Raw genomic sequence first — 23,810 nt, 5'->3', positions numbered from 1 at the left:
ATCAGGATTCCTGTTTGATCTTTCCTCGTATGAGAATTACTGCAATATTTACAAGGCAAATAAATGCAAGAATTAAAAAGATTATATCTATACTTTTTAGCAGGAGATCGGGAGTATAACTGCCTGATGTCGATTCTCCTGTAATTCCGGTCATTATGGCTGCCGCAATACCTATGCTGACAAGATTTCCGGTCTGCTCAAAAGTGTTTGCTATTCCTGAAGCATTCCCGTGATCTTGCTGTTTAACGGAATTCATAATTGCGTTTTTATTAGGGGCTGAGAACATAGCGAAACCTGCTCCTGTTATGGCCGCCGCAATTGTGATCACCAAAATTGATGTGTCCTGCTCTATATGTGAATACAATAAGAGAATTGTAAAAATTAAAGAGACTCCGACCGAGGATATATATTTGGGATCGATTTTATCCGATAATTTTCCGGTAACCGGAGACATCACACCCTGAATAATTGATATCGGCAGGATCACCAGTGCAGCATCGAATGATCCCAGACCTCTTCCTGCCTCTAGGTATGTAATTAGTAAGTAACTGACTGCACCAATGCCTGAATAATACAAAATGTCGGATAATATTGCAAGTGAGAAGATCCTGTTGTTTTTGAATAAGGAAATCTTAAATAATGGATAATCGCTCCTCTTTTCATGAATAACCAGAAAGATGAAGAGCACTGTGCCTGTGATAATCAGGTATGCGGAGTTCGTTGAAGGAATTAGTGAAAGGCCGGCTGTGAGCATGACAATCGCAGGAGCGAAGAGAGCAATCCCTTTCAGGTCAAGTTTCTGTTTATCAACGGAAGTTATTCCTGTTCCGGATTTTGAGAGAATATAACCGCAGATCCCTGTAATAATGGTCACAGGAACCGTAAACAGAAACGGGGCTCTCCAGCTGAAGAGATCGATTAGTGTTCCTCCTCCCAGAAGACCTGCGATATACCCCATATATCCTGAAAAAAGAAAAAGGCCGAAGGATTCTCCTCTCTTTTCAGGGCTCCATCTGCGGGAGAGCAGAACGAGTGATGAGGCCATTATCATACCGTCGCCGATACCCTGGGTGAATCTAAAAAATATCAGTCCCATTCCTCCCATGTCGGAAGGAAAAACTGCGCACAGGAAGGACGATACGGCAAAAAAGAATCCCCCGATGCACAGGATCTTTTCATGCCCGATTAAGTCGCCTATTCTTGCAGCAGGTAGAAGGAATATCACTGCTCCGATAAGATGTGCCTGTATTATGAATCCGGATACATAAGGCTGAAAATTATATAGGCCCGTAATCACAGGGATGGCAAGGGTCATCGAGGATAACATGAAATAAATCGCGAATATTCCGGTTCCGGTAGTAAATGATGTAAATCCTGCTCCTGAGATGAATTTCCGTCTGTCAGTCACTGAATAATCTATGATTATCCTGAATGTATTATTTTCTAATCATCTTCGGTAATCAGAGAATGAGTGTCAGTGAAAGAATTAATTGGAGTGCCTGATTAAAAATCAAAATAGTAAAACCGAATGGGATATGTTATATTATTGAAATATAATTTCCCAATTTGTGGAAGATATGAAATAAATTTTATCGAAACTCTTAATTTTTCAAACATTTATCACTATTTTTATATGTTTTTCAAGTGGATATATAGACCGGTATGAATACTTCTCATATTGTTTTTGTTGGACACCATAAGGAGCGGTTGATGGATTCCATCAAGATGCTGTCAAATTATCCTGTGGGGAGGATAATCCTGGTGGTGGGGGAACAGTTATCCTCCGGTGAAAGGAGGTCGAGAGCTCTTGCAGAAGATATGATGGATGAACTTGGACAGATCTTCGAAGTTGAAATCGTTGCAATTGACAAAAAAGACATAACAAGAAGTTCTGTCCAGATTGTCAATTTAATTCGCTCCGAAATGGACTGTGGGAATGATGTTATAGTCAATATCAGCGGTTCACTGAGAACATTTGCTGTCTCGGGCTATATAGCTGGATCGATAACCGGCTGCAAAGTTATAACCTCAATACCCCAATATGATGAATCAGGAGAGGAAACCGGCGTAGAGGAGATCGTCGAAATTCCTACCCTGCCCGTATGTTTCCTGCGGGATGAGCAGATGAAGATCGTTGCCGCAGTCGAGGGTGGTGTCAACTCCCTTGATGAACTTATTATAAGACTGAATCCGTCAATTATCAAATATTCTGATGATTTTTATAAAGAAAGAAGCAGGGTCAGCCACCACCTTAAGGTTCTTGAAGACAACGGGTTTATCGTTAAGAAAAGAAACGGAAGGCAGATCAATGTGACATTGTCAGAATTGGGAAATATAATGTGCAATATCTGTTCATGACTCCGGCGAAGTCCATCCCTGAAATATAAACCGATATCTTTTATTTAGATAATGATCAATAATTATAGGCGATTTGCCAAGGTGGCGGAGTGGCCACGCGGCTGACTGCAGATCAGCTACACCCCAGTTCAAGTCTGGGCCTTGGCTTAGCGAAGAACCTTCGCAGAAGGTTTGAGCTTGCAGGAAATTTTCACAGAAAATTTCCGAATCCGAGTTTCACGTAGTGAAATGAGGTTTAAATTTGCGGCCATAGCGGTGGTGTCACACCCGGACCCGTTTCGAACCCGGAAGTTAAGACCACCCACGTAGGATGCTGTACTGAGATACGCGAGTTCTCGGGAACCATCCCCCGCTGCAATCCCGAAAGGATTGTGAACTGTTCTAAGTGAAATTTAGAGTAGACCGTTAGGTCTTGAGTTTGTTTTAAAGAAGTGCTGAGATAAGTGAGTTCTCGGGAATCTGAGCGAACGCGAAGATGAGAAAACGAAGTTTTCGAGTCAATTCCCTGTGAGGGAGCCTGTTTTGATAAAATTTGATTGAATTGCGTGAAGTGTTGAGTTCTCGGGAATCCGAGCGCATGTGAGAATGAGAAACCACGAAGCATTTTAGAGTCAGTTCCCTTTGAGGGGTTGAACAGCTCTACTGGAGTTTGATTCTATACCGCGAGGTCTCAATATTCTGGTAACAGGTAATTTATTTTTAAGAAATTCCTGTTTCGTCTGTTTTTGTCCTGAAAGCTCCAAATATTTTAATATCTGGTGATCGATATCTTGAGTAAATGTACGGGACATACCGTTATCCCTGCGCAATAGAAGAGGAATCCGTCTCAATAGAGGTAACCGAAGAGAATGGGTTATACATATACCGCAGAATATGCGGTGACGATACCCGGGAACTGGTCATATCCCCGAATGACGGGGAACTGATAATTAATCCTGTGGAGCCTGTAAATCTCCCAAAGAATATTACACGTTTCCTTGAGATAGAATTCGATAAGATTGTAATGTCCCCTGAGTCTGAAGATCTCTATTATCTCACGTTTCCGGTAGAGATCGGGGTCTTCCTGAAGTCAGGAAAAAGCGTTTCCCTGCTTGATGTATTCTCTCAGGCTGTGAGTAAATATTCTCTCTATGGATCTCCGAAGGAGGGTGCCGTTGTAAGGTGGCATAAAAGTGCGGTTTACAGGAAGATGCCGGAGGTCGACAACCTCATGGAAGGCGTAATGTCCCTTAAGATAGTGAATCCCGAAAAGGAAATTGTCGAGCTTTCAAGAGGCATATTCGACAGTTACGGGATGAAGATCTTCTATAACGACTGGTATGTCACCATGTCGGCCGAGATCAGGGTGCTGCCGAAAGATGAAGCGGAGACTAAATTTTTCAATGCCCCGATTGTCGCAGGCACGGACAAGACGATAGAGCTTTATTACGGCAGGGAAATCCCTGTTGTGGGTAAATTCTATAAGATGAACTGGGGGTACCAGTAGTGGCTGACATAGTAAATGTATTCCTGAATCTGCCGGTCGGCACCAATGACCTCTATGTCAGCGATATCCTTTATTTTGTAATAATAATAATTTCAACCTTTATTCTGGCGGCTTATATCTCCAAGAAGATTAAAAAAGGCCTTTCTGGCTGGATGCCGGTAAATAGCCGGGAAATGGCCTCCAAAATATTATATTTCTCAATTGTGGTCATAGGTTTTCTCGTGGCGCTCCCCCACCTGAACGTCAATCTCTCAGGGCTCCTTATTGCAGGAGGATTTTTAAGTATAATCATCGGTCTTGCCGGTCAGACAGTCATCGCGAATTTTTTTTCTGGCCTTATTTTATTCTTCGAACAGCCAATCAAGATCGGCGACAACATAGGTGTGGGAGATACTCTCGGAACAGTTGAGGATATAAGGATTCTCTCCACAATTATCAAGACTTATGATGGAATTTATACGAGAATCCCGAACCAGACCCTCTTCACTTCGAATATAACGAATTATGTCGCACATGTTGCAAGGAGATTTGAATATTCAGTCGGGATCAGGTATTCTGACGACGCCGACAGAGCAATAGAGGTCATATGGAAGGTAATAAACAGGCACCCTTTCGCCCTGAAAAGCCCTTCCCCCTCTATATACGTAGATGAACTCGGAGACAACGCAGTTATCCTGATCGTCAGGATCTGGGCTCCATCATCTGAATGGTGGGATGTCAGGACTGAACTATTGTGGAAGATCAAGCTCGCTCTTGAAGAAAACGGAATCCAGATCCCGTTCCCGCAGAGGACGCTATGGTTCCCGGAAGGAACGGGGCGTGAAAAATCCGCTGATGAAAGTAATTAGGCAATCCATCCTCTTTTGAGATTTAAGGTCGTAAAAGACCTTTCATTTAATTGTGCCGCAAGGAGCACCTTTATCTATTTTTGCGCATATGTGTAATATATACAATTAAACAGGTGAAAAAAATGCCAGGTTTTAACAGAACCGGACCCAATGGAATGGGTTCTATGACAGGCTGGGGACGCGGAAATTGCGTTCCTGCAGATTCTCAGGCATCTTCTGATGCTGAGAATAAAGTTTTAAACGAAGGAGATCCAAATACAGCAGGAAACCCTGTGAATACTCCTGCAGGATTTTATGGCCTTGGAAGAGGCGGTATGCCCTGCGGATGCGGCAGGAGATTCGGAGGTGGTCGTGGCCGCAGATCTGCAGCCGGCGGAAGAGGTTTCGGGGGCCGCGGCCGGTTCTAAAAAAATGAGGAGATATTAAATGAAAGTAGCAGTAGCAATGGAAGGAAACAATGTTTCCGCACATTTTGGTCATTGTGCATCTTATGCAGTATTCAACGTCAACGGTTTGGATATAGTAAGGGAAGAGGATCTCATTAGTCCCGGTCATGAACCCGGGCGTCTTCCGGTTTTCCTGAGCGAACATAATGTCGATTTCGTGATCGCCGGCGGCATGGGTCCGCGTGCAGTGGAACTCTTCTGCAGTAACGGCATCGAGGTAATCCTTGGTATTTCCGGAAGTATCGACTCGGCTATATCGGAGTTTGCAAAGGGCAACCTTGTTGCAGGCGAGAGCATGTGCCACCATGACGGCAGTGAATGCGACGGCTCACACGGTGAATGAAATTTGATCTTTTGGGATTGATGAAGTAATGAAGATTTGTGTAACATCAAAAGGAACGGGAACTGATTCTGCTGTCGAAGAAAGATTCGGAAGAGCCCCGTATTTTGTATTCGTCGATTTGGAATCGGGCGAGTCAAGTACAATTGAAAATCCACTCCTTAATGAAAGCGGCGGAGTTGGGCCGAGGATCGTCCAGCTAATCATCAAAGAAAGTGCCGATGTGGTAATTACCGGGCAGCTTGGCGGAAATGCAACGACAGCTCTTCAGGCTTCTGGCGTGAAGGTATATACATACGGCGAAAACGGGACCGTGGCCGATGCGGTTTCAAAGTACAGGGAAGGTAAACTCAGGCAGTTGATCTGATTCCTGCCCTGAAGGGATAAATAGATGAAGATCGTTGTTGCGAGCGGAAAGGGCGGAACCGGGAAGAGTACGGTTGCAGCCAATCTTGCATATTCCCTTCTTGATCTGCATCCGGTGACACTTGTCGACTGTGACGTGGAGGTTCCGAATCTCCACCTCTTCTTCGAATCTGAGCCTGAAATCAGGGATGTCTTTACCACAATTCCAAAAGTTGATACGGATCTATGCACTCTCTGCGGTGACTGCGGGAATTTCTGTCGTTACGGTGCAATAGCAGTACTGAAGGATCGAGTGCTTATCTTTGAAAAGATGTGCCATGCATGCGGTGGTTGCATGATCGTCTGTCCTGAAAAAGCCATATCAGAGACCCCTTATCCTATAGGTCTGGTGGAGGACTCAAATCCGATTTCGGGCTTAAGACTTATCAGCGGATTTTTGAAAGAAGGAGAGGTTCTTGCACCCCGGATAATCAGGACTGCAAAAGAGGTGGCGGAAGATGACGAACTTGTCATAATCGACTCGTCCCCCGGAATTGCCTGTCCTGTAATTGAGGCGATGGACGATGCCGATTTCTGCATACTTGTAACCGAATCAACCCCCTTCGGCCTTCACGATCTCGATCTTGCCGTTGGCGTGACAAAAAGCCTCGACCTGAAGGCGGGAGTCGTGATAAACCGCAGCGACGGTTCAGACGAGGAGGTTCGCGATTACTGTATGAAAGCTGACGTCCCTGTTCTCCTGACGATCCCGTTCGATAAGGAGATCGCATCCGTGCAGAACAAGGGAGGACTAATCAGCGAAAAGATGTCCGGCTGGAAGGAAAAGTTTGCCGGGCTGTATAACGAATGCCTCAGGATCAGCGGGGTGGCTCTATGAAGAAGATTGCCGTAGTCAGCGGAAAGGGCGGGACAGGCAAGACGATGGTGACTGCGGGTCTTGCAGGAATTGTCAAATCCGATCTCTCCCTTGCTGATTGCGATGTCGAAGCCTCGAACTTCGAACTCCTCTATCCCGGTGAACTCCTTTCAAAAGAAGATTTCCACGGACTTGATATTTCAGTAATCGACACGGAAAAATGCGTTCAGTGCGGGGCATGCCTTGAAAACTGCCGCTTCGGTGCTGTAGAAATAAAAGAAGATCAGTATTCGGTCAGGCCGCTTCTCTGCGAAGGTTGCGGTGTCTGTGACTACGTCTGCCCTTCCGGGGCCATATCTATGAAGAAGCGTTTGTCCGGGGAGATATTCTGCTCGGCAACAGAAGCAGGCCCGCTTGCCCATGCACGCCTGGAGCCGGGTTCGGGAAACTCCGGTCTTCTTGTAAATGAGGTGAAGAAACGTGCAGCCCGCTGGACGAACATAAGTGAAGTTCTTTTGATCGACGGCCCCCCGGGAACCGGCTGCCCTTTGATTTCAACAGTAAGTGGTATGGGTGCCGTTCTTGCAGTAACCGAACCAAGCATCTCCGGACTATCAGACCTCTCAAGACTGGTAGAAGTGTGCAAAGGATTCAGGCTCAGGATATTCGTTGTTATCAACAGGTATGATCTTGAAGAATCCGTCTCCCACGAGATCGAGGAATTCTGCCGGTCTGAGGAGCTCGTCATTGTCGGGAAGATCCCATTTGATCCTTCTGTTATTTCCGCAATCAGGAAAAATATGCCGGTTACCATGTTAGAGTGCCCCGCTTCCGATGCCATAAAGGAGATCTGGGAGAATCTCTCAAAGGAGCTTGATGTATCATGACCCCCGAAGAGAGAGGCCCGGATTCAAAAGGGGCCGGATGCCGCCGCAGGGGGCGTGGAAGGCCGAGGGTTCCGAGAACCATCGGGGAAAATGTTGGTAGCTTTCACTGCTACGGTCCGCTCTGCCGGAGCTGCGAAGGGGAGGATATGACAGTCGTCCTTTACCCGGAGGAGATCGGGATCATCAGGCTGGTGGATCTCATGGGTTACGACCAGGAATCCGCCGCAGCGGAGATCGGAGTTTCAAGAAAGACTCTCTGGCGCGATCTGCATGATGCAAGAAGAAAAATTGCAGATGCATTGGTGAACGGCAAGATGATCCGTGTCGTGGGATGCCGGAGAGAGATGAAAGGAGAATGCCCTGAGAATAATATTCCGCAGGATGATGAAGAAGATCTCTCTTAATCCTCGTCAGCTGCAACCAGAACGATATTTTTTTTAAACGATCCCGCGATCTTCGACTTCTCCTTCCTGATCTCATCCAGCCTTTTCATGCTGATACCTTTAATCTCTGCAATCCTGAAAATTGTTTCAAGAAGATCTGCAAGCTCCTCTGCATCTTTTGATTCTATATACTCGTTGGACTCTTCAAGGAGTTTCATCTGGAGAAAAGGAAGAAATTCATCGTCGGGAAGACTCTCGTAGTTGCAAACTTCACCTCTCGAGGTTATTATCTCAGGTATTCTGTCCCTGACTGCCTTGTTGTAGATCTTCATCAATACCGCCTTAAGGTTTAATAATCAGGAAGCCGGTTTAATAGTTTCCTTCAGTACAGGAGGATCCCAGCTATTGCTCTATGAGGCAATGCCGAAACTATATAACGATTAATTCCTTTAGATCCCATTTCTCTTTTCCTTATCCAAGCGCTACATCAAGGATCATCATTATGAGAAATCCGGCAAGTGCGCCGAAGGTTGCATAATCGGTATTGCCATGTAATTGAGACTCGGGAATGACTTCTTCAATTACAACAAAGAGCATAGCTCCTGCCGCGAAAGAGAGGGCATAAGGTAGAACCGGCATTGCAAAGACTACGACCGCCGCCCCCAAAACCGCTGCGAGTGGTTCGACAAGGCCCGACAGCTGGCCGTACCAAAAGCATTTGAATGTACTGAAGCCTTCTCCTCGTAACGGCATCGAAACTGCAATACCTTCCGGGAAATTCTGGATGCCGATTCCCAGTGCCAGCGTGACTGCGGCTGCAAGGGTAGTCTCCGGCTGTCCTGAGGCTATCGCACCGAAAGTGACGCCTACGGCAAGCCCTTCGGGGATATTATGCAGAGTAATTGCCAGAATCAGCAGGGTGCTTTTCGGCCATGAAGTCTTTATTCCTTCGGCTGTTTCCCTTGGAAAACCTATATGCAGGTGAGGGAGCACCCTGTCGATTCCTGCTATTAATCCTGCCCCGAGAATGAATCCTGTTGCCGCCGGTACCCATTTGAGCGATCCCCATTCTCCTGAGAGTTCCATGGATGGAATAAGAAGGGACCACACACTTGCCGCAAGCATGATTCCTGCAGCAAAACCAAGCATAGTATTGAGCAGTCTCCTGTTGAAATTCCGGCAGGGAAATACAATTGCGGCACCGGCAGCTGTCATTGCCCATGTAAAAAGCCCTGCAAGCAGGGCCTGGTAGACAGGATTTAAGCCCGCGAAAAATTCAAACATATTTACCCGGTTTCCTTTTAAATGGATTCGCGTATTAAATAAAAAAAGTTAATTAGGATATTCTGTTTTTTGAAGAATTTTTTATGAATTATTGTATGGCGTTGCGGAGAAATGGCAATGGGGGTGATATCACATAACCCCTTTACATTATGAAAGATCCGGATGATAATTAACGGCTTATTCAGCAAAGCGAAACGCTCCTTTAGGGATATTTATCCTGAATCTTGCTCCTTTGCCATAAACGCCGTTTTCTTCAATCGACATGCCGGTGATCGAGAGAATCTCCCTGGAAAGAAAGAGGCCGAGTCCTGTATTCTTATAATGCTCCCTTTTGAATATTTTCTCCTTGAATTCATCGGAAATCCCGATACCGTCATCTTCGCATATGAGGTTCAGGTTCTCTCCCTCTTCCGTGAAATAAAATTTAATTGTTGTTATCTTTTCTCCGTGTTTCACTGCATTATCAAAGAGATTGTAGATCACCTTCTCGAAGAGTGGATCGGCATATACTTCGAGGTCGTCGGTCTCATTGACAAGTTGTATCGACCGGAATCCTAAATTTTTATAGTTTTTATCTATTATCCTGCCAACATTGTACCATTCCGGGGATTGCTCGCCGAGGTCCTTATAGTCTCTCGTGAAAAGAATAAGTCTCTTTATGGTCTCTATTGCACCCGCGACCTTTTCACACTTGTCGCCGGCATCGGAATTTTTCGGGATCAAACCGTCCATCTCCAGGATATCCATATATCCCTGTGCTACTGTTATCTGGTTCAGGATGTCGTGCCGTGTTATGCTCCCCAGAAGATTGAGTTTTTTATTGACCTCCCTCAACGCGGCCACGGCTTTCTTTCTTTCGGTTATGTCCAGCGAAACAGTTGCAAGATAAATCATTTCGTCTGTTTCAGGATCATTAATGGTGAAGATCATTGCATGGACGTCGATGGTATTACCTGCTTTTTTGTTGATGTACTGGATTTCTCCTTCCCATAGCCCTTTTTCGACCGTTGCGGGCATAATTACGGTATTCATTTTATCTTTCAGGTGATCAGGAATGAGGTCCATAAAATGATATCTGGTGATATCATTTGCATCGATACCTATCATCTTTGCTCCCGCTTCGTTGATGAAGTTAATAATCCCGTCCTGGTTTGCCAGAGCTATCATCTCCCCGGAATGTTTTACAACCGAAGCAAGTTTCCTTATCTCTGTTTCAGTCTCCTTTGACTTTGTAATATCAAGCCCCATCCCGAGAATATATGGAATTCCGTCGATTACTTCCTTGTTTGCCGAAAAGAAAAAGGGAATTCTTCTGCCGTCTTTGGTGACTATAACCGCTTCTGTATCTGAGTACCCCTTTAAGAAAGCCGTTTCAATGGATTCAGAGGACTGGTCTTTATAATCATCATCGATGAACTCAAGCGGTTTCATCTTTCGGACTTCTTCTGCCGAGTACCCGGTTAATGTTTCAAGGTTCTTGTTCCACCTGACGAACTTGCCTTTCTCATCGAACATATAGAACATATAAAACATTCCGGGCAGGCTGTCGATTATATATTCTACATTGGCTTTCTCCCTGGCGAGGGCCTCTTCTACTTTTTTTATGTGAGTAACGTCTGTGGCTGACTCTATTGCACCGATGGTTTTGCCGTCCGTATTGTATACCGGAGAAGCGCTGGCCCTGAAATAGTAGATTTTTCCCCTTATTTTGAAAGGAACAACATCGGCTGCTATTACATTGCCTGTTTTTGTAATATCCTCGTAGTTCCATTTTTTCATCATTTCTTCCGGTTCGGTTATCAGGTCTATGAGCATCGGGCGACGCTTTCCGTAGAATGGTATTGCGTATTCGTGATCTCCTTTTCCAAGTATGTCCTGTGCAGGAATGCCGGTCAGTTCTTCGACTGCCCGGTTCCATGCGATCACCCTGCCCCCGAGATCGATAGCGAAGGTAGGTTCGGGTATATTGGCTATTATTCCCGAAGACTGGATCTTGTATGACTTGAATTCTTCTTCAAGTCTTTTTTTATCTGTTATATCGTAAAAAACTCCGAATGCTCCCCGAATGTTTCCTTTATCGTCTCTTATTGGTGTTACTGTCAGTTCAACGGAAATAAGGCTGCCGTCCTTTTTTTTATACGTCCAATCGTGTCTTTCAGGACCTTCAATCATTATTTCGGCAAACAAATCAAGGCCTTTAATGTTTTTTCCTGTCCTTTCCGAAAACTCCTTTGCACGGCTGGAGATTTCTTCCTCGATGTGGAATCTCATTGGAGTTTCTTTGCCTACCAGTTCTTCGTGGCTGTAACCAAGTATTTTTTCGGCGCCTCCGCTAAAAAAGGTAATAATTTTGTTTTCGTCTGTTGTAATGATTCCCAGATTATCCGCAGAATCTAATATTCCTCTTACTATTCTTTTAGAATATCCTGATCTTTCATGTGAGTTTTTTAGATCCATCGCAGCAATTATATTCCTGTTAATCTGTCTGATGGCCAGTTCCAGATCTGCTGAGGATACAAGGTCAAATTCAAGGCCGGCATGCAGGGCTTTAAGAATCTCTTTGTCATCGGCCGGATCGGCAATGATTATAAGAGGAGTAATAAAGTTTTTTTCTTTAATCTCCCTGATCAGTTCGGTTCCGCTTAGATCCGCTGTTTTATAACGTGCAATTATGAGGTCGTAATCTCCGGTTTCAATAGCTGAAAGTGCCTTTTCTGCCGATCCGAAAAATTTTGTATCTATCCTGAGATCCGAACCCTTCTTCAACTGCTTCAGTCCTTTCTTTATGATCTCTGCAATGGCTTTGTCGCTGATAACCACCAGGGAGAATCCGGGTTCCATAGATAAAATGAGAGATACCTGCATTTATATATTTTTTGGGGGTTATTAACAAAAATATGAGGTCAATTCACAGTCGAAGGGTGTTAATGTACCGTGACATCCAATATTTTTTACTTCCCGCAGAGAATTCTGTAATCGCAGTATAAACAATTCCGTGATTCTTTCGGTTCGAAGTCCCCTGCAAAAATCCTGTCGATAACCGGTTCGGCATTTTCAAGAAATGCGGAGATCGATTCGTAGTCTGGAATATAGTCAACCATCTTTCCTTTGTCAAGATAGAAGAGCGAGACCTTCTCCGGGAGGCTGCCGGTCTTTTCCTTCACACACAAGGCATAAAGGTTTAGCTGGATGTCCTCCTTCGCGTCGTTCTTCGACATCGGTGTTTTGGAGGTTTTGTAATCGACTACCGCATAACCGCCCGACTCCGTCCTTTCGAGCCTGTCGATGTACCCCGTAAAAGGAGTCCCGAGTACCCGGATCTCAAACTCCATCTCCGTTTCGACGGGGATATTGGGATTATTCATCTCCCATTCGAGATAGTTATTAAGATGAGCGATCAATCTGGTTCTGTCCTCTCGTTCGTGTTTTTGCGACGAATATGCATCCGGTGACCAGAATCTCTCAAGAAGATCTTCGGCTTTCTCCATCGAAGGAGTCTCTCCACCCATCTTCATCTTAGTCAGGTGTTCGATTATTAAGTGTGCAGTCGTCCCCAAGCTGAAGTAGGTTCTGGGCTCCGTCGGTATCCTGAGGATCTTTTCAAATTTAAACCTGAGAGGACAGTCATCATATAGTTTCAGTGCGGATGCGGAAAGCCTGGTGCCGTCACCTGGTTTGATAAGCGGTTCAGGTTTCCTTCGGGGTACAGCAGGTTTTTCAAACGGAATATTGAGGAACTCCCTGTTGTCAAACTCCTTCCCTTCATCCAGGCTCCGCACGTATTCCAGCGCCAGTATCTTCCCGACCGCCGACCTGTATCTTTTGTCGGCGATCGCCGCGACGGCCTCTTTCATGAGCTTGTTCTCTTCTGAGAAGGGATCTTCCGCCGGGCCGCCCGTTGCGGAGATCAGGTTATCTTTCCCGTTTTTTCCACCGTCTGTTGAAACGATGCTGATGTCCGTGTTGTTAAGGTAGTCTATCTCAGTGAGGAATACCGATGGTTTCGAGTCGTTTTTATTTTCTCCGTATCTTATCGCACGCGTCAGGTAGAGCTTCTCCTTTGCTCTTGTCATCGCGACATAGAGGAGCCTTCGTTCTTCCTGTTTGTAAAGCTCCTTCTCGTCGTCGCCCGGACGGATGCTCTTCGACAGATCCACCGGAACACGGAACGGCTTGCTCCTGTAGTTCAACGGGAACCGGCGCTCCGCGAGATCGGTTACGAAAACCGCCGAAAACTCCTTTCCCTTACTCTGGTGGACCGTCATTATCCTGACGCCTGATCCGGTCTTTTCGTTCACCCCGAAGTCGCCCGATAGATCTCTCAGCAGCGAGAGGTGGTCAAGCAGATCGCCGATCTCCCCCGAAGGGTTTATCCGGGAGAATTCAAGTGCTATCTCGTATAGTCTGTTTAATGCCGCGACGCCCTCCCGGTCTTTGCTGTATAATTTGCCTGTCCGGAGGACGATCTCGCGGACAAGAGCCGGAAGTGTCTTTTTGTGCCTTGCGGCCGAGAGTGCATCGACATTTTCAGCAACCTCGCGAATTACGATCGTATCCGGGTCTTCCTCTGTGCCGCATCTCTTCATCGCCTCGAGAACGCCGTCGCCTTTTCCACCTTCCCGCCGGATCTGTTTTGCCCCGGTATTGATCTCCAGTATCGCTGTCTCCGATACGCCTGCCTGCCTCATCATCCTGTTGAGCGGGATGGCTGATTCGGCAGGGTTTGCGACTGCTTTCAGGTAAGAGACGGCGTCTTTAATCACCGGAATCGCAAAGAATTCGGCATCGCCCGTAAATTCGCAGGGTATGTTCCTGCTGTCGAGGATCTTGTGGAATTTACCGCATTCCGATCTCTTCCTGCACAGTATTGCGATCTCCCCCGGGAGGAATCCTTCGCCCATTAGTGATTCGATCTCGTCGGCCACGTATCCTGCTTCGGTATTTTCGTTACTGCATTCGGCGACTATTACGGGTTCTCCTTCGCCTCTGTTCGATCTCAGGTTCTTGGTGCATGACCCGTCCGCACATTCGATCAGCTGTCGTGCGACCCTCAGGATCTTCCCCGTGTTCCTGTAATTCTCCTCGAGTACGACCTTCTTGTGATCTTTGAAATGCCCGGCGAATTCGTCGACATTTCCTTCGCAGGCCCCCCGGAACCTGTATATCGACTGGTCGTCGTCGCCGACTATGCATAAATGACCCGATGTCAGGAGCTTGATAAGTTCGAGCTGGGCGTAATTTGTGTCCTGGAATTCGTCGACAAGGATGTACCTGAAGCGGTTCTCATATTGTCTCCTGATGTCGGGTTTATTCCTGAACAGGCGGACTGTCTCGTGGATCATGTCGTCGAAATCGAGAAGCTCCTCTCTTCTTTTATAATTCTCGTACTCCCTGTAGACCTTCAGGAGGTCGGAGAGTTTTCCAAGGTAAATATCTTCGTCGGCGGATGTCTCCTGAGCATTCTTTTCTTCAAGGTATTCTTCGATATCTTCCGCCGATATCAGTTCGTCCCTGAATCTGCTGATTCCGTCGATTATCGATTCTATTACGGACGGTCCGTTGTTCCCGATCTCCACCGCTTCGAACCCGAAACTGTCGATACTCTTCATTCCCCATATAAGCTGGCTTGTCCGGCTGATCAGGCCCGAGTTGAATGAAATTCCCGTGTCGAGCACGTTGTCCTCGAGGACTTCGAGGCAGAAGGAATGGAATGTTGCGATAGTCAGCCGACTTATATCCGTCTCTTTTTCAAGCCGTTCCGCCATCTCGGCTGCGGCCTTCTCAGAGAAGGTGAGTGCGAGGATCTCTTCGGGCTTTGCACCGTTCTCCCTGATCATGTGGAGGATCTTTTCGGTGATAACCCGTGTCTTTCCTGATCCGGGACCGGCAAGGACGAGCTGTACCCCGCATCCTTTTATTGCCTCGGTCTGGCTTTGGTTGGGTTCGAATTTATTTTCGTCCGTCATGCAAATCCCCTTGTTATTCTGTGATCGTAGATTATGCGACAGGAGAAGTTATCATTTCCCTTCAGGTGATCTTTACATGTCTGCTGTTGCTATATTGAATAAATAGATTATTGCGGGAGGCTTTATCCGCTCTGCCCGTGCAATATCTCCGCAGATGAGAATACATTCCCTTCTTCACGAACCTTTCGAGGATACCGGCTATATCCGTATCTGGGCGGAGGAGAAAGGCCATCCGTTCTCCGAGACCCTGCTTTATGCCGGAGAACCGTTGCCTGATACTGGTGATTTCGATCTTCTCGTCATAATGGGGGGTTCGATGAACATATACGAGGAGGATAAGTTCCCGTGGCTTTCGGGTGAGAAAGCGTTCATCAAATCCGCAATCGATGCAGGGAATAAGGTGCTCGGGATCTGTCTCGGCGGACAACTTATTGCCGACGTTCTCGGTGCCCCGGTCCGGAAGAACAAATATCCCGAGGTGGGATGGTTTTCTGTAGAAAAGACCGCCGATGCGGAAAAGATCCCGCTATGCAGGGGAATCCCTTACAGCTTTACAGTCTTCCAGTGGCACGGGGATACTTTCGGAATCCCGGATGAGGCTATAAATCTTTTCAGGAGCTCAGCCTGCGAGAATCAGGGATTCATCTACAGGGGCAGAGTTCTGGGACTCCAGTTTCATCCCGAGATGATGGAGGAGAACCTGAAGAGCCTGACGGAAAACTGCTATGACGGGCTGGAAGGGGACAGGACTTTTATCCAGCCTCTTGCGGAGATTCTTAAAGGATCGAATATTCGTTCCGCAAACGTGGTGATGATTTTGATTCTTGCGTATTTTGAGGGTCTTTGATTGAACGAATTCTGAATATAGGTTTGATGAAGTTCAAAAGATTCCCGTTTCTTTAATTTTTATTTTGCAAATTCTGTCCTGTCAGCTAAATTTAAAAGAATTCCTCCTTCCTGCCGCAAAAAGAATAAATAGAATGCTTTATTAAAACGCCATCGGGCGAAGAACATTAATAATTCCGGTGTTCGGTTCTCCCGTGTGTATCAGAGGTAATCATATTTGAGGTGATGGTATGACCGAATCGAAAAAATCAGAGCGGCAGGTGCTGGGTCTGTTTACCCTGTCCATGATCGGAGTTGCCGCAGTATTGTCTCTTAGAAATATTCCTTCTGTTGCCGAGGAGGGTTTGGGCTCTATCTTCTACTGGATTCTCGGAGCAGTTATCGTCTTTCTTCCTGTGGCGTTTGTGTCGGCAGAACTTGCGACAGGGTGGCCGCAGGCCGGCGGTTTGTACATATGGGTGAAGGAAGCCTTCGGGGATCGCTGGGGATTTGTGACAAGCTGGTTCTACTGGATTGCCAATGTCGTGTGGTTCCCGACGATCCTTGCATTTACCGCCGCGACAATCGCGTATATCTTCAATCCCGACCTTGCCAGCAACGGTTTTTATACGATGTCCGTTATCCTGGTTGTATTCTGGGCGTTTACCATAGTCAACTTCTTCGGCATGAAGGTCTCGGGATGGGTCAGTACGATCGGTGTGATCCTCGGAACCCTGATCCCCGGCGCCATACTGATAATCATGGGCCTGTGGTGGGTGGCGTCAGGGAATCCTTTGGAGATTGCCCTTACCGGAAAGTCCGCAATTCCTGATTTCTCCAGCATAAACAACGTGGTCTTTCTGGTGGGGGTTTCCCTCTCATATGTGGGGTTGGAGCTCTCCTCGATCCACGCCAGGGAGGTGAAGGACCCCAACAGGAATTATCCGAAGTCTATCTTTATTGCAGTGATCCTGATCCTTCTGATCTACATTATCGCCACGATTGCAGTCGCTGTCGTGGTCCCGCAAAGCGAGATCAGCCTTGTCGCCGGCCTCATGCAGGCGTTCGAAGCCTTCTTTAAGCCGTTTAATATGTCGTGGATTGTTCCGCTCATCGCGACTCTCACCGCGATAGGTGCGTTTGCACTGATCAATACGTGGGTCATCGGTCCTGCGAAGGCGTTCATGGTGACCGCCCGGAACGGGGATCTCCCTCCCGTCCTGCAGAAGGTGAACGGGAATTACGCCCCTGTTTCGATACTTATTCTCCAGGCGATTGTTGGATCTCTCCTTGCGTTTCTCTTCGTGCTTATGCCGAACGTGAATGCGTCGTACTGGATCATAACGGCCCTTACGTCGCAGCTCTATACGATTATCTATATCCTTATGTTCGCGGCGGCGATCCGCCTCCGGTACTCCCGTCCCGACGTGGAGCGCCCGTATAAGGTTCCGGGCGGAATTGTCGGCCTCTGGATTGTAGCTGGGATCGGTCTGGTCGGTTCTCTGTTGATCCTGATCGTCGGTTTCTTCCCGCCGTCGCAGATCGCGACCGGAAGCCTGATGTTTTACGAGGCGTTCCTTTTCGGCGGTATTATTCTCTTTACGCTGATCCCCTTCGTCATATATCATTTCAGGAAACCTGAATGGAAGCCTGAAAAGGATATCTTCCTGGACGAAGACTAAAATCTTTTTTTTCCGGGAAGAGTTCTAACCCGGGGCAGGTTTATCCTGGGTCGATCCCGACAGAAAATCCTGATTATCGCGGTTGAAACTATCGAATCTCTCCTGTGATGGGACATTCTTAAGAGCGTTCCGTGCATCTATCTGGTATGGACGAAGGAGCACCTCGTCCCCCCGGAAAAGACCTATTTCAGGATGCCGCTGGGAATGCTGATCCCTACTCTCGGTTTTGTCTCCTGCATCTTCATGCTCGCAACTCTGAATCTGCTGATTATCCTCCCCGGGCTTGTGATCATCCTCCCCGGCCTGGTCTTCTACTTCGTCGGGGACACCCCGGGGGGAGAGAGGATAAGAAGGGAGATCGGGAGGAGGCTGGGGAGGAAGGTTAGGTGATATCCAAATCCTTGTTAAGCAGTGCTAATTGCTTTAACCGTGATCTTCAGCATTTGTATCCACTAATAGGGCACGGATACGTTCCAGAAAGAGAGCGGCAGATTCAATTGCTGAAGCGACCTCCTGATCCGTTGGTTCAGGACCGAATCAGTACTGGTTTTCATGCCGTTGGTTTCTGATTCGCGAGAAGAGTGTAGTCCATTTTCCTTCGAGATCCCCGCTTTTCACGTACTTTTCAAGATAGATTTCAATACAATAGTGACTTTTTTCCCTGACCCCGTCGCGAAAGAGGACTGATCTTGCGGCATGAAACCAGACCATATATGCACCGTTGATGCTTATTTTTCTGGCTCCGGCGGCGGCCGTCTTTCTGGATTCTTCCAGGTATGATTCTGCGAGGGCAAGAGATTTTTCCGCTTTTTTATTTGATGGGGGAACCTTCCCCAGAAGTTTTTTCCTGAAGCAGTCTTCAATTTCCGACATATGATTCTCCTTTAATTATTACGGATGTTTCAGTAAGACGGGTATAGAACGGAGGGTCGTTTTCTTTCAGGTGCGAGAGTTTCTCTTCGGTCAGGATCAGTATATGAATCTCATGTCCTGTTCTGTCACGGATCTCCTTTTCCAGTTCGGCGGTTTTTATTTCCGAGTCCCGCCTGTATTCCGGGATGTATATCCAGAGATCAACGTCGCTTTCGACAGTGTTTGTACCCTGCGCAAAACTCCCGTAGACTCCTATTGCTTTTGCCCATTCCGGGAGGTCAATCGTGCCGGAAAGAAGTTCGATATTCATCAGGCGCTTTACCGCTGCACATATTGCCGTTTCTTTCCAGTAATAATCCCTGTTTTTATTTTCAAGAAGTCCTGCCCGGACGAGGAGATGAAGATACCTCGATACAGAAGCCTTCGAAGCACCGGTCTCTTTGATAACGTTTGTTGCAGTCACGCTTTCACGTTTTGAGACATAGTCGAGGATGCGAACCCTCTCTTCAGTCTTAAAAAGATCGGGCAGAATCGTCCCTGTCAACATTCATCACCACACTTTTGTTTCTGTTTTGGGAACAAATAGTTTCCGTTCCGGGAACGGAATGTTTCGGGATTGGGAACTTTGTTCAAGATAGAATTGAGTAACTTTTTTTTGCTATATTAATAAAAATCGACAAAATTGTTTTTTTTCTTTATCGCTTTTCAGCAAACCCCGCAGGACATCGTCATCGTTCCGGCCGGTATATTGAATTCGTTGATATCTTCTATGTTTATTGCTTTGGGGGTGGGTTTATTCCTGATCCTAAGGACGAGCGAGATCTTGAGATCGATTTTTTCTTCTGATACGTCAAGATCTAATACCATCTGATTAGGATTTCTTAGTGCATGCTTTGGAACCCCGAATTTTTTCGAAGCGTTCAGGATTTCGACTCCTTTAAGAGACTGATCTGTGTTAAAGTCGAGTATTATATTGTTCATATTCAGGGAATGACTATATTCAGCTCCCTTGATGAAAAAGAACAGGCTGTCGTTTTCAGAGTCATAGTCTATTGCATTTGCATCTGTACTAATCCGGTTGACAGCCATTTATTTCATCCTCCTGTTTATTTCTTTCTTGTAGCACGTGATTAAATTTATTATTATCTCGGGATTGGTGCTTTTAACTGCAACTACCATAACTAGATCATGATTCTCATTTAGATTAAACATAATTTCAAATTTTTCATTATCCTGCTTAGAAACTGAAACAGGTTCACCGGAGATTAGCATCTGATGAATACCTTCAATATCGGGTATTGTTTTATCTTTTCTTTCTTCATGTCTGATCGCGAAATGCTTGGAACTTTTAATATTCTCAGGTTTTAGTTTGGGAAGCAATTGCAGGAATGTTGAAAGATTCATCTTATTTGATTCTATTTTTTTACATTCTCTATTAAGGTGTTTGTTAATTTGTTATTCCGGCTTTGGTTATTCAAAAGAATGCAAACCTGTCAAGAGAATGCCAGACGGAACTTGTCTGACTTATTTTCTTGGTCGCGGTGCTTCTCGTCTCTGGGATTCTCTCAGGATTGCACTCGCAGAAAAGAAAGATCTGCTTGATAATTTACATAAGCTGAGTAAAGAAGATTTAGTGGATTTAGTGCAAAAAGCAATAACTTAAGGACCTCTATTTTATTTTATGGGCATTTACACAAACCAATCAACATCATGGGAACAATATTTATTTTTTGAAAGAACATTTCTCGAATATTTAAGATATGTTCCTTTAAGTTCTAACAACAATGATGTATGGTCTTATCAATTAAGTGACTTAATAGTAAATATTGGAAGTGTTGTTGATTCCTTTTTTAGAAATTCGGTTTCCTCTAAATCATTAGATACATTTCAAGGAATTCAAACACATCGTTCTAATGTAAAGAATTTAAAAATTCAAGAATTTCATGATATTTTTAATGTTCAATATGGACTATCTAACAAAAATGTATATGAACTAAAAAATTACGTCAAATTATCTCCTTTTGACAAATGGACTCATAATGGTTCGCCGTTTTGGTGGACAGATTATAATAAAGTAAAACATAACCGATTTGAAAATAGAAAACAAGCAACTTTGAATTCTACTCTTCATGCACTAAGCGCTTTATTTCTTCTTAATGTAGCCAGTCCTGAATTAATACCTTATTTAGTGGACATTGGTGTAATACATAGAATGGGTTGGGGTGAAGAATATCTTAAATCACATATTGTCGATGGGAGTATTAATGATGCTAAGCCTAATATGCATGAGCCAATACATGCAAAAACAGAATTATTTGGTTATATTTATCCTAACAAAAGCTCAAAATTCGACGAGGCAGAGCAAAAAAGAATATTATCCCCGTTAAATAAGGGATGATATGGAAGTTGGAATAGATAATACTTCATCAATTTTCATATTTAATGCAAAAAGGACTCTCTACTTATTAAGTAGCCTTCTACAGTTTCAAAATTGGATCCAATTAATTCTCTATAATGATCTGCGTTTCCTTCATAGAGAACCTGTTTTCTTGGAGATAATCAAAAATTGGCCTTGTAGAAATCCTCTAAGAAAATAGTAACCGAAAGATCGATCGTACAGGAACTCCAATTTTATTTAACCACAAATAGAAGAGGAGTTCCTTAAATAATGTCTGAAAACTGGTACATCAACTTTGTGAAAACGTCTCTTGAGGTAATCAGGAATTCTCATGTACCTTTACGCTCTTCAAAATTTTCGAAGAAAAAATATACTCAGCACCAGCTTCTAACATTAATCATATTAAAAGAAAAGATAGGTAAAGATTATCGGGATTTTACAGAATTACTTCCAAATTTAACCACGATTACAGATATTATCCAATTAGAAGAAATACCCCATTATACAACTCTTCAAAAATTTCTATCAAGAATTCCCTCACTCACATTCAGAATTATCTTGAAAAATGTAATTAGAAGATTACACCAGAAAGGAGAAATTATCAGGATTACATCAATAGATTCTACTGGATTTACCAGTTCATATGCAAGTCATTACTATTCAAAAAGAATCAATAAAACTCGTAAAAGTTTTATTAAGGCTTCTATTGCTGTTGATTCTGATAAATTAATTATCTTGGGGTGGAAGTTTTCAAAGGTACCGGTACATGACTCTCAACATGCAAAATCACTGATAAATCAAGTCATAAGAATAAAAAAATCAGATTGCTTCACGATGGATAAAGGATATGATTCTGAAAAAATTCATCAATATATCAGAGAGAATATTGGGGCTGAATCTATAATTCCTGTCAGGAAATGGAATGGAAATATCTACTCTGGAAAGTACAGGAAGGAAATGATTGAGAATTTCAATCAGGAAAAATACGGGCAGAGAAATATGGTGGAGACTGTATTCTCAGTAATTAAAAGGAAATACAATGAGAATGTCAGATCGAGGAAATATTTCAACCAGATAAAAGAGATCAAAATCAGAATGCTAATCCACAATATGACTCTCTAAAAAAAGAGATAGGTTTTCTACAGAGCCGAAAAATTACCTCTAATCAAGCGAATTTCCTAAAAAAGTCTCAAGGCTTTGAACCATGAGTGATATTAAGCCTCAGCCGAGATTTTACACTTGATAGGTTCAAATCTCTAATAACTATTAAATAGCATGCTATTGAATAAGATTATTATGTGCGATTGTGAAAACTGCAATAATGGCAGATGTGATCTAAAACCTGAAAGACGATCACGCGGCATGTTAGATATACCGAAGGGAAAAAAGATCCCTGAAGATGGATCGATCCCGGTCTGGTGTCCGTTGGGGAGGAGTGAATAAATGGCTAAATCGGTATTTCACAGAGGCGAAAGCGTCTATAATGGTAATAGGAGTATTCAGAAACATCAGGACAGCGGGGAACTTTCCGAATCAGACACAGAGCTGATTAAAAAATATATATCTGAGCGACAGGCAACAAGGCACATAGGAGAAGGAAGATCCAATAAAATAACTTTCTGTCTCGTCGGATGGAAACGGTTTCTTACAAAACCCGATCCCGATAACTCTGAAATATCGATCCCTATTAATTACAAAGATCTGACTATATCAGATTTATACAGGGGGATAAATAATCTAAAAAATGGCACATCGTCAAAAGGAAAGCCATTTAAGCGAAATACCATTCATGATCATATTGTAATTTTAAAGGGTTTTTTAAGATGGTTAACTGATGAGGGATATATAGACATTCCAGATAAAAAGATAAATGAAATTTCCGCCCCCGGCACAGATTTTGATACGACACTCCCCGAGGACATTATAACAAAAGACGAGATCATACAGTTGATCAAGGCATGCGATAACAGCCGCGACCGGGCATTAATAGCGGTTCACTACCAAACCGCCGCCCGCCCCGCAGAAACTGCCCATCTTCGATGGGGAGATATAACCCTTGATGAATACGGGGCAGAAGTGCGGGTTACTGACAGAAAGAGAGCACACCAAAAGGGCACTACATATCGTTATCCGTATATTACGTGGGCTACTCCTTACCTCGCCGCATGGATGAATGATTACGTCAGCCCGGAAGGGTTGGGGCTTGCCGTTCAGGGTTCAACTGGGAAACCCCCTTCAAACGATCTTGTTTTTTTAACCTCTCGCGGCACTATGATCGATTATATCAGATTTACCCGTATTATTGACAAGGCAAAAGAGAGAGCGGGAATTAAAAAAAGAATAACTCCTCACCTATTCCGAAAATCACGAATAACCCACATGCTCGCGGAAGGATATAGCGAAACCACAGTAAAAGAAATTGCATGGGGAAACGCCGGTACGGGGATGATCCGCACCTATTCAAAACTGTCAAAGGCAGACATAAGAAACGAAATCTTAGATCGTGCAGGCATAATTAAAAAAGCAGAAGTAGCCCCGCCGATATTGCCCCGGACTTGTTACAAATGTGATACACAGAACGCACCAACAGCCGAATATTGTAATAAATGCGGGGAACCACTCACAGACGAGGCAAAAAACCGGCAGGCGGAAAAAGTTGATCGTGTCTTTACTGAAATAGACGAAGATCCCAGGTTAAAAATTATCAATGAAAAATTAGCGGCTTTCAAACAAGAACTCTTAAAAGAGATTCAATAAACCCTTTTTTCTTCCTCTATCAAAAAATATTTCTTATCAGAAAAGAAATAAAATG

General features: G+C 44.7%; 24 protein-coding genes, 1 tRNA gene and 1 rRNA gene. 17 read left to right on the top strand and 9 right to left on the bottom strand.

Going from position 1 to position 23,810, the window contains the following annotated elements:
- Nucleotide 1: 1 nt before the first annotated feature.
- Nucleotides 2-1,408, bottom strand: coding sequence for an MFS transporter (locus MPET_RS11835; protein WP_013330274.1), 1,407 nt, complete (start codon nucleotides 1,406-1,408; stop codon nucleotides 2-4).
- 254 nt (nucleotides 1,409-1,662) lie between these two features.
- Here MPET_RS11835 and MPET_RS11830 point away from each other — a divergent pair, with 254 nt between their 5' ends.
- From MPET_RS11830 to MPET_RS11780, 11 genes are all read left to right on the top strand, one after another.
- Nucleotides 1,663-2,358, top strand: a complete 696-nt coding sequence (locus MPET_RS11830) for an HFX_2341 family transcriptional regulator domain-containing protein (RefSeq protein WP_013330273.1) — start codon at nucleotides 1,663-1,665, stop codon at nucleotides 2,356-2,358.
- A 75-nt stretch (nucleotides 2,359-2,433) separates the two neighbouring features.
- A tRNA-Cys gene (locus MPET_RS11825) sits at nucleotides 2,434-2,505 on the top strand.
- A 92-nt stretch (nucleotides 2,506-2,597) separates the two neighbouring features.
- Nucleotides 2,598-2,719: ribosomal RNA gene (rrf, locus tag MPET_RS11820) — 5S ribosomal RNA — on the top strand.
- A 417-nt stretch (nucleotides 2,720-3,136) separates the two neighbouring features.
- The gene (locus tag MPET_RS11810; RefSeq protein WP_013330272.1) at nucleotides 3,137-3,844 is read left to right on the top strand and encodes a DUF432 domain-containing protein; all 708 of its coding nucleotides are present in this window, start codon (nucleotides 3,137-3,139) and stop codon (nucleotides 3,842-3,844) included.
- The gene (locus MPET_RS11805) at nucleotides 3,844-4,692 is read left to right on the top strand and encodes a mechanosensitive ion channel family protein (protein ID WP_013330271.1); all 849 of its coding nucleotides are present in this window, start codon (nucleotides 3,844-3,846) and stop codon (nucleotides 4,690-4,692) included. The genes MPET_RS11810 and MPET_RS11805 overlap by 1 nt, the downstream gene beginning before the upstream one ends.
- Before the next feature lie 122 nt (nucleotides 4,693-4,814).
- On the top strand, nucleotides 4,815-5,099 hold the full coding sequence (locus MPET_RS14900; RefSeq protein WP_083773187.1) for a DUF5320 domain-containing protein: 285 nt from the start codon (nucleotides 4,815-4,817) through the stop codon (nucleotides 5,097-5,099).
- A 19-nt stretch (nucleotides 5,100-5,118) separates the two neighbouring features.
- The gene (locus MPET_RS11800) at nucleotides 5,119-5,481 is read left to right on the top strand and encodes a NifB/NifX family molybdenum-iron cluster-binding protein (RefSeq protein ID WP_013330269.1); all 363 of its coding nucleotides are present in this window, start codon (nucleotides 5,119-5,121) and stop codon (nucleotides 5,479-5,481) included.
- A 28-nt stretch (nucleotides 5,482-5,509) separates the two neighbouring features.
- The gene (locus MPET_RS11795; RefSeq protein ID WP_013330268.1) at nucleotides 5,510-5,845 is read left to right on the top strand and encodes a NifB/NifX family molybdenum-iron cluster-binding protein; all 336 of its coding nucleotides are present in this window, start codon (nucleotides 5,510-5,512) and stop codon (nucleotides 5,843-5,845) included.
- 24 nt (nucleotides 5,846-5,869) lie between these two features.
- On the top strand, nucleotides 5,870-6,721 hold the full coding sequence (locus MPET_RS11790; protein WP_013330267.1) for a nucleotide-binding protein: 852 nt from the start codon (nucleotides 5,870-5,872) through the stop codon (nucleotides 6,719-6,721).
- Nucleotides 6,718-7,587, top strand: a complete 870-nt coding sequence (locus tag MPET_RS11785) for an ATP-binding protein (protein ID WP_013330266.1) — start codon at nucleotides 6,718-6,720, stop codon at nucleotides 7,585-7,587. Before MPET_RS11790 ends, MPET_RS11785 begins: the two co-directional genes overlap by 4 nt.
- Nucleotides 7,584-7,991 (top strand): DUF134 domain-containing protein, encoded by a 408-nt coding sequence (locus MPET_RS11780; RefSeq protein WP_013330265.1) that lies wholly within the window; start codon nucleotides 7,584-7,586, stop codon nucleotides 7,989-7,991. The genes MPET_RS11785 and MPET_RS11780 overlap by 4 nt, the downstream gene beginning before the upstream one ends.
- On the opposite strand, the gene MPET_RS11775 is transcribed toward MPET_RS11780, so the two are convergent.
- The 4 genes from MPET_RS11775 to MPET_RS11760 form a co-directional block, all read right to left on the bottom strand.
- Complete coding sequence (locus tag MPET_RS11775) at nucleotides 7,988-8,302, bottom strand: nucleoside triphosphate pyrophosphohydrolase (protein WP_013330264.1); 315 nt, start codon at nucleotides 8,300-8,302, stop codon at nucleotides 7,988-7,990. The two genes, MPET_RS11780 and MPET_RS11775, sit on opposite strands and share 4 nt — an antisense overlap.
- A 139-nt stretch (nucleotides 8,303-8,441) precedes the next feature.
- Entirely contained in the window at nucleotides 8,442-9,254 is an 813-nt protein-coding gene (locus MPET_RS11770) for a ZIP family metal transporter (RefSeq protein ID WP_013330263.1), read from the bottom strand.
- Between the two features lie 177 nt (nucleotides 9,255-9,431).
- A complete protein-coding gene (locus MPET_RS14615) occupies nucleotides 9,432-12,095 on the bottom strand; it encodes a hybrid sensor histidine kinase/response regulator (protein WP_013330262.1) in 2,664 nt (887 codons plus the stop codon).
- A 110-nt stretch (nucleotides 12,096-12,205) separates the two neighbouring features.
- Entirely contained in the window at nucleotides 12,206-15,220 is a 3,015-nt protein-coding gene (locus tag MPET_RS11760) for an ATP-dependent helicase (protein ID WP_013330261.1), read from the bottom strand.
- A 154-nt stretch (nucleotides 15,221-15,374) separates the two neighbouring features.
- Here MPET_RS11760 and MPET_RS11755 point away from each other — a divergent pair, with 154 nt between their 5' ends.
- The 3 genes from MPET_RS11755 (at nucleotide 15,375) to MPET_RS11745 (ending at nucleotide 18,117) form a co-directional block, all read left to right on the top strand.
- Nucleotides 15,375-16,067, top strand: a complete 693-nt coding sequence (locus MPET_RS11755; RefSeq protein ID WP_013330260.1) for a type 1 glutamine amidotransferase — start codon at nucleotides 15,375-15,377, stop codon at nucleotides 16,065-16,067.
- Nucleotides 16,068-16,296: 229 nt separating this feature from the next.
- Nucleotides 16,297-17,727 (top strand): amino acid permease, encoded by a 1,431-nt coding sequence (locus MPET_RS11750; protein ID WP_013330259.1) that lies wholly within the window; start codon nucleotides 16,297-16,299, stop codon nucleotides 17,725-17,727.
- Between the two features lie 204 nt (nucleotides 17,728-17,931).
- The gene (locus MPET_RS11745) at nucleotides 17,932-18,117 is read left to right on the top strand and encodes a hypothetical protein (protein WP_013330258.1); all 186 of its coding nucleotides are present in this window, start codon (nucleotides 17,932-17,934) and stop codon (nucleotides 18,115-18,117) included.
- 147 nt (nucleotides 18,118-18,264) lie between these two features.
- On the opposite strand, the gene MPET_RS11740 is transcribed toward MPET_RS11745, so the two are convergent.
- The 4 genes from MPET_RS11740 to MPET_RS11725 all read right to left on the bottom strand — a co-directional run bounded on the left by MPET_RS11740 (nucleotide 18,265) and on the right by MPET_RS11725 (nucleotide 20,004).
- A complete protein-coding gene (locus MPET_RS11740) occupies nucleotides 18,265-18,600 on the bottom strand; it encodes a HEPN domain-containing protein (protein ID WP_013330257.1) in 336 nt (111 codons plus the stop codon).
- A complete protein-coding gene (locus MPET_RS11735) occupies nucleotides 18,587-19,147 on the bottom strand; it encodes a nucleotidyltransferase domain-containing protein (protein WP_013330256.1) in 561 nt (186 codons plus the stop codon). The genes MPET_RS11740 and MPET_RS11735 overlap by 14 nt, the downstream gene beginning before the upstream one ends.
- A 158-nt stretch (nucleotides 19,148-19,305) precedes the next feature.
- Nucleotides 19,306-19,689, bottom strand: a complete 384-nt coding sequence (locus MPET_RS11730) for a DUF2283 domain-containing protein (protein WP_013330255.1) — start codon at nucleotides 19,687-19,689, stop codon at nucleotides 19,306-19,308.
- Entirely contained in the window at nucleotides 19,690-20,004 is a 315-nt protein-coding gene (locus MPET_RS11725; RefSeq protein ID WP_013330254.1) for a hypothetical protein, read from the bottom strand. It lies immediately after the preceding gene.
- Between the two features lie 277 nt (nucleotides 20,005-20,281).
- Here MPET_RS11725 and MPET_RS11720 point away from each other — a divergent pair, with 277 nt between their 5' ends.
- The 3 genes from MPET_RS11720 (at nucleotide 20,282) to MPET_RS11710 (ending at nucleotide 23,755) form a co-directional block, all read left to right on the top strand.
- Entirely contained in the window at nucleotides 20,282-20,998 is a 717-nt protein-coding gene (locus MPET_RS11720) for a hypothetical protein (RefSeq protein WP_013330253.1), read from the top strand.
- Nucleotides 20,999-21,268: 270 nt separating this feature from the next.
- Nucleotides 21,269-22,120 carry an IS5 family transposase gene (locus MPET_RS11715; protein ID WP_013330252.1) on the top strand — a complete coding sequence of 284 codons (852 nt, stop codon included), beginning with the start codon at nucleotides 21,269-21,271 and terminating at the stop codon, nucleotides 22,118-22,120.
- A 321-nt stretch (nucleotides 22,121-22,441) separates the two neighbouring features.
- Entirely contained in the window at nucleotides 22,442-23,755 is a 1,314-nt protein-coding gene (locus tag MPET_RS11710) for a site-specific integrase (protein WP_013330251.1), read from the top strand.
- Nucleotides 23,756-23,810 lie beyond the last annotated feature (55 nt).

It is taken from the genome of Methanolacinia petrolearia DSM 11571 (assembly GCF_000147875.1).
GTDB classification, from domain to species: Archaea; Halobacteriota; Methanomicrobia; order Methanomicrobiales; family Methanomicrobiaceae; genus Methanolacinia; species Methanolacinia petrolearia.
Note: the sequence above shows the minus strand (reverse complement) of the source record. Positions and strands in the feature narration are given on the sequence as shown.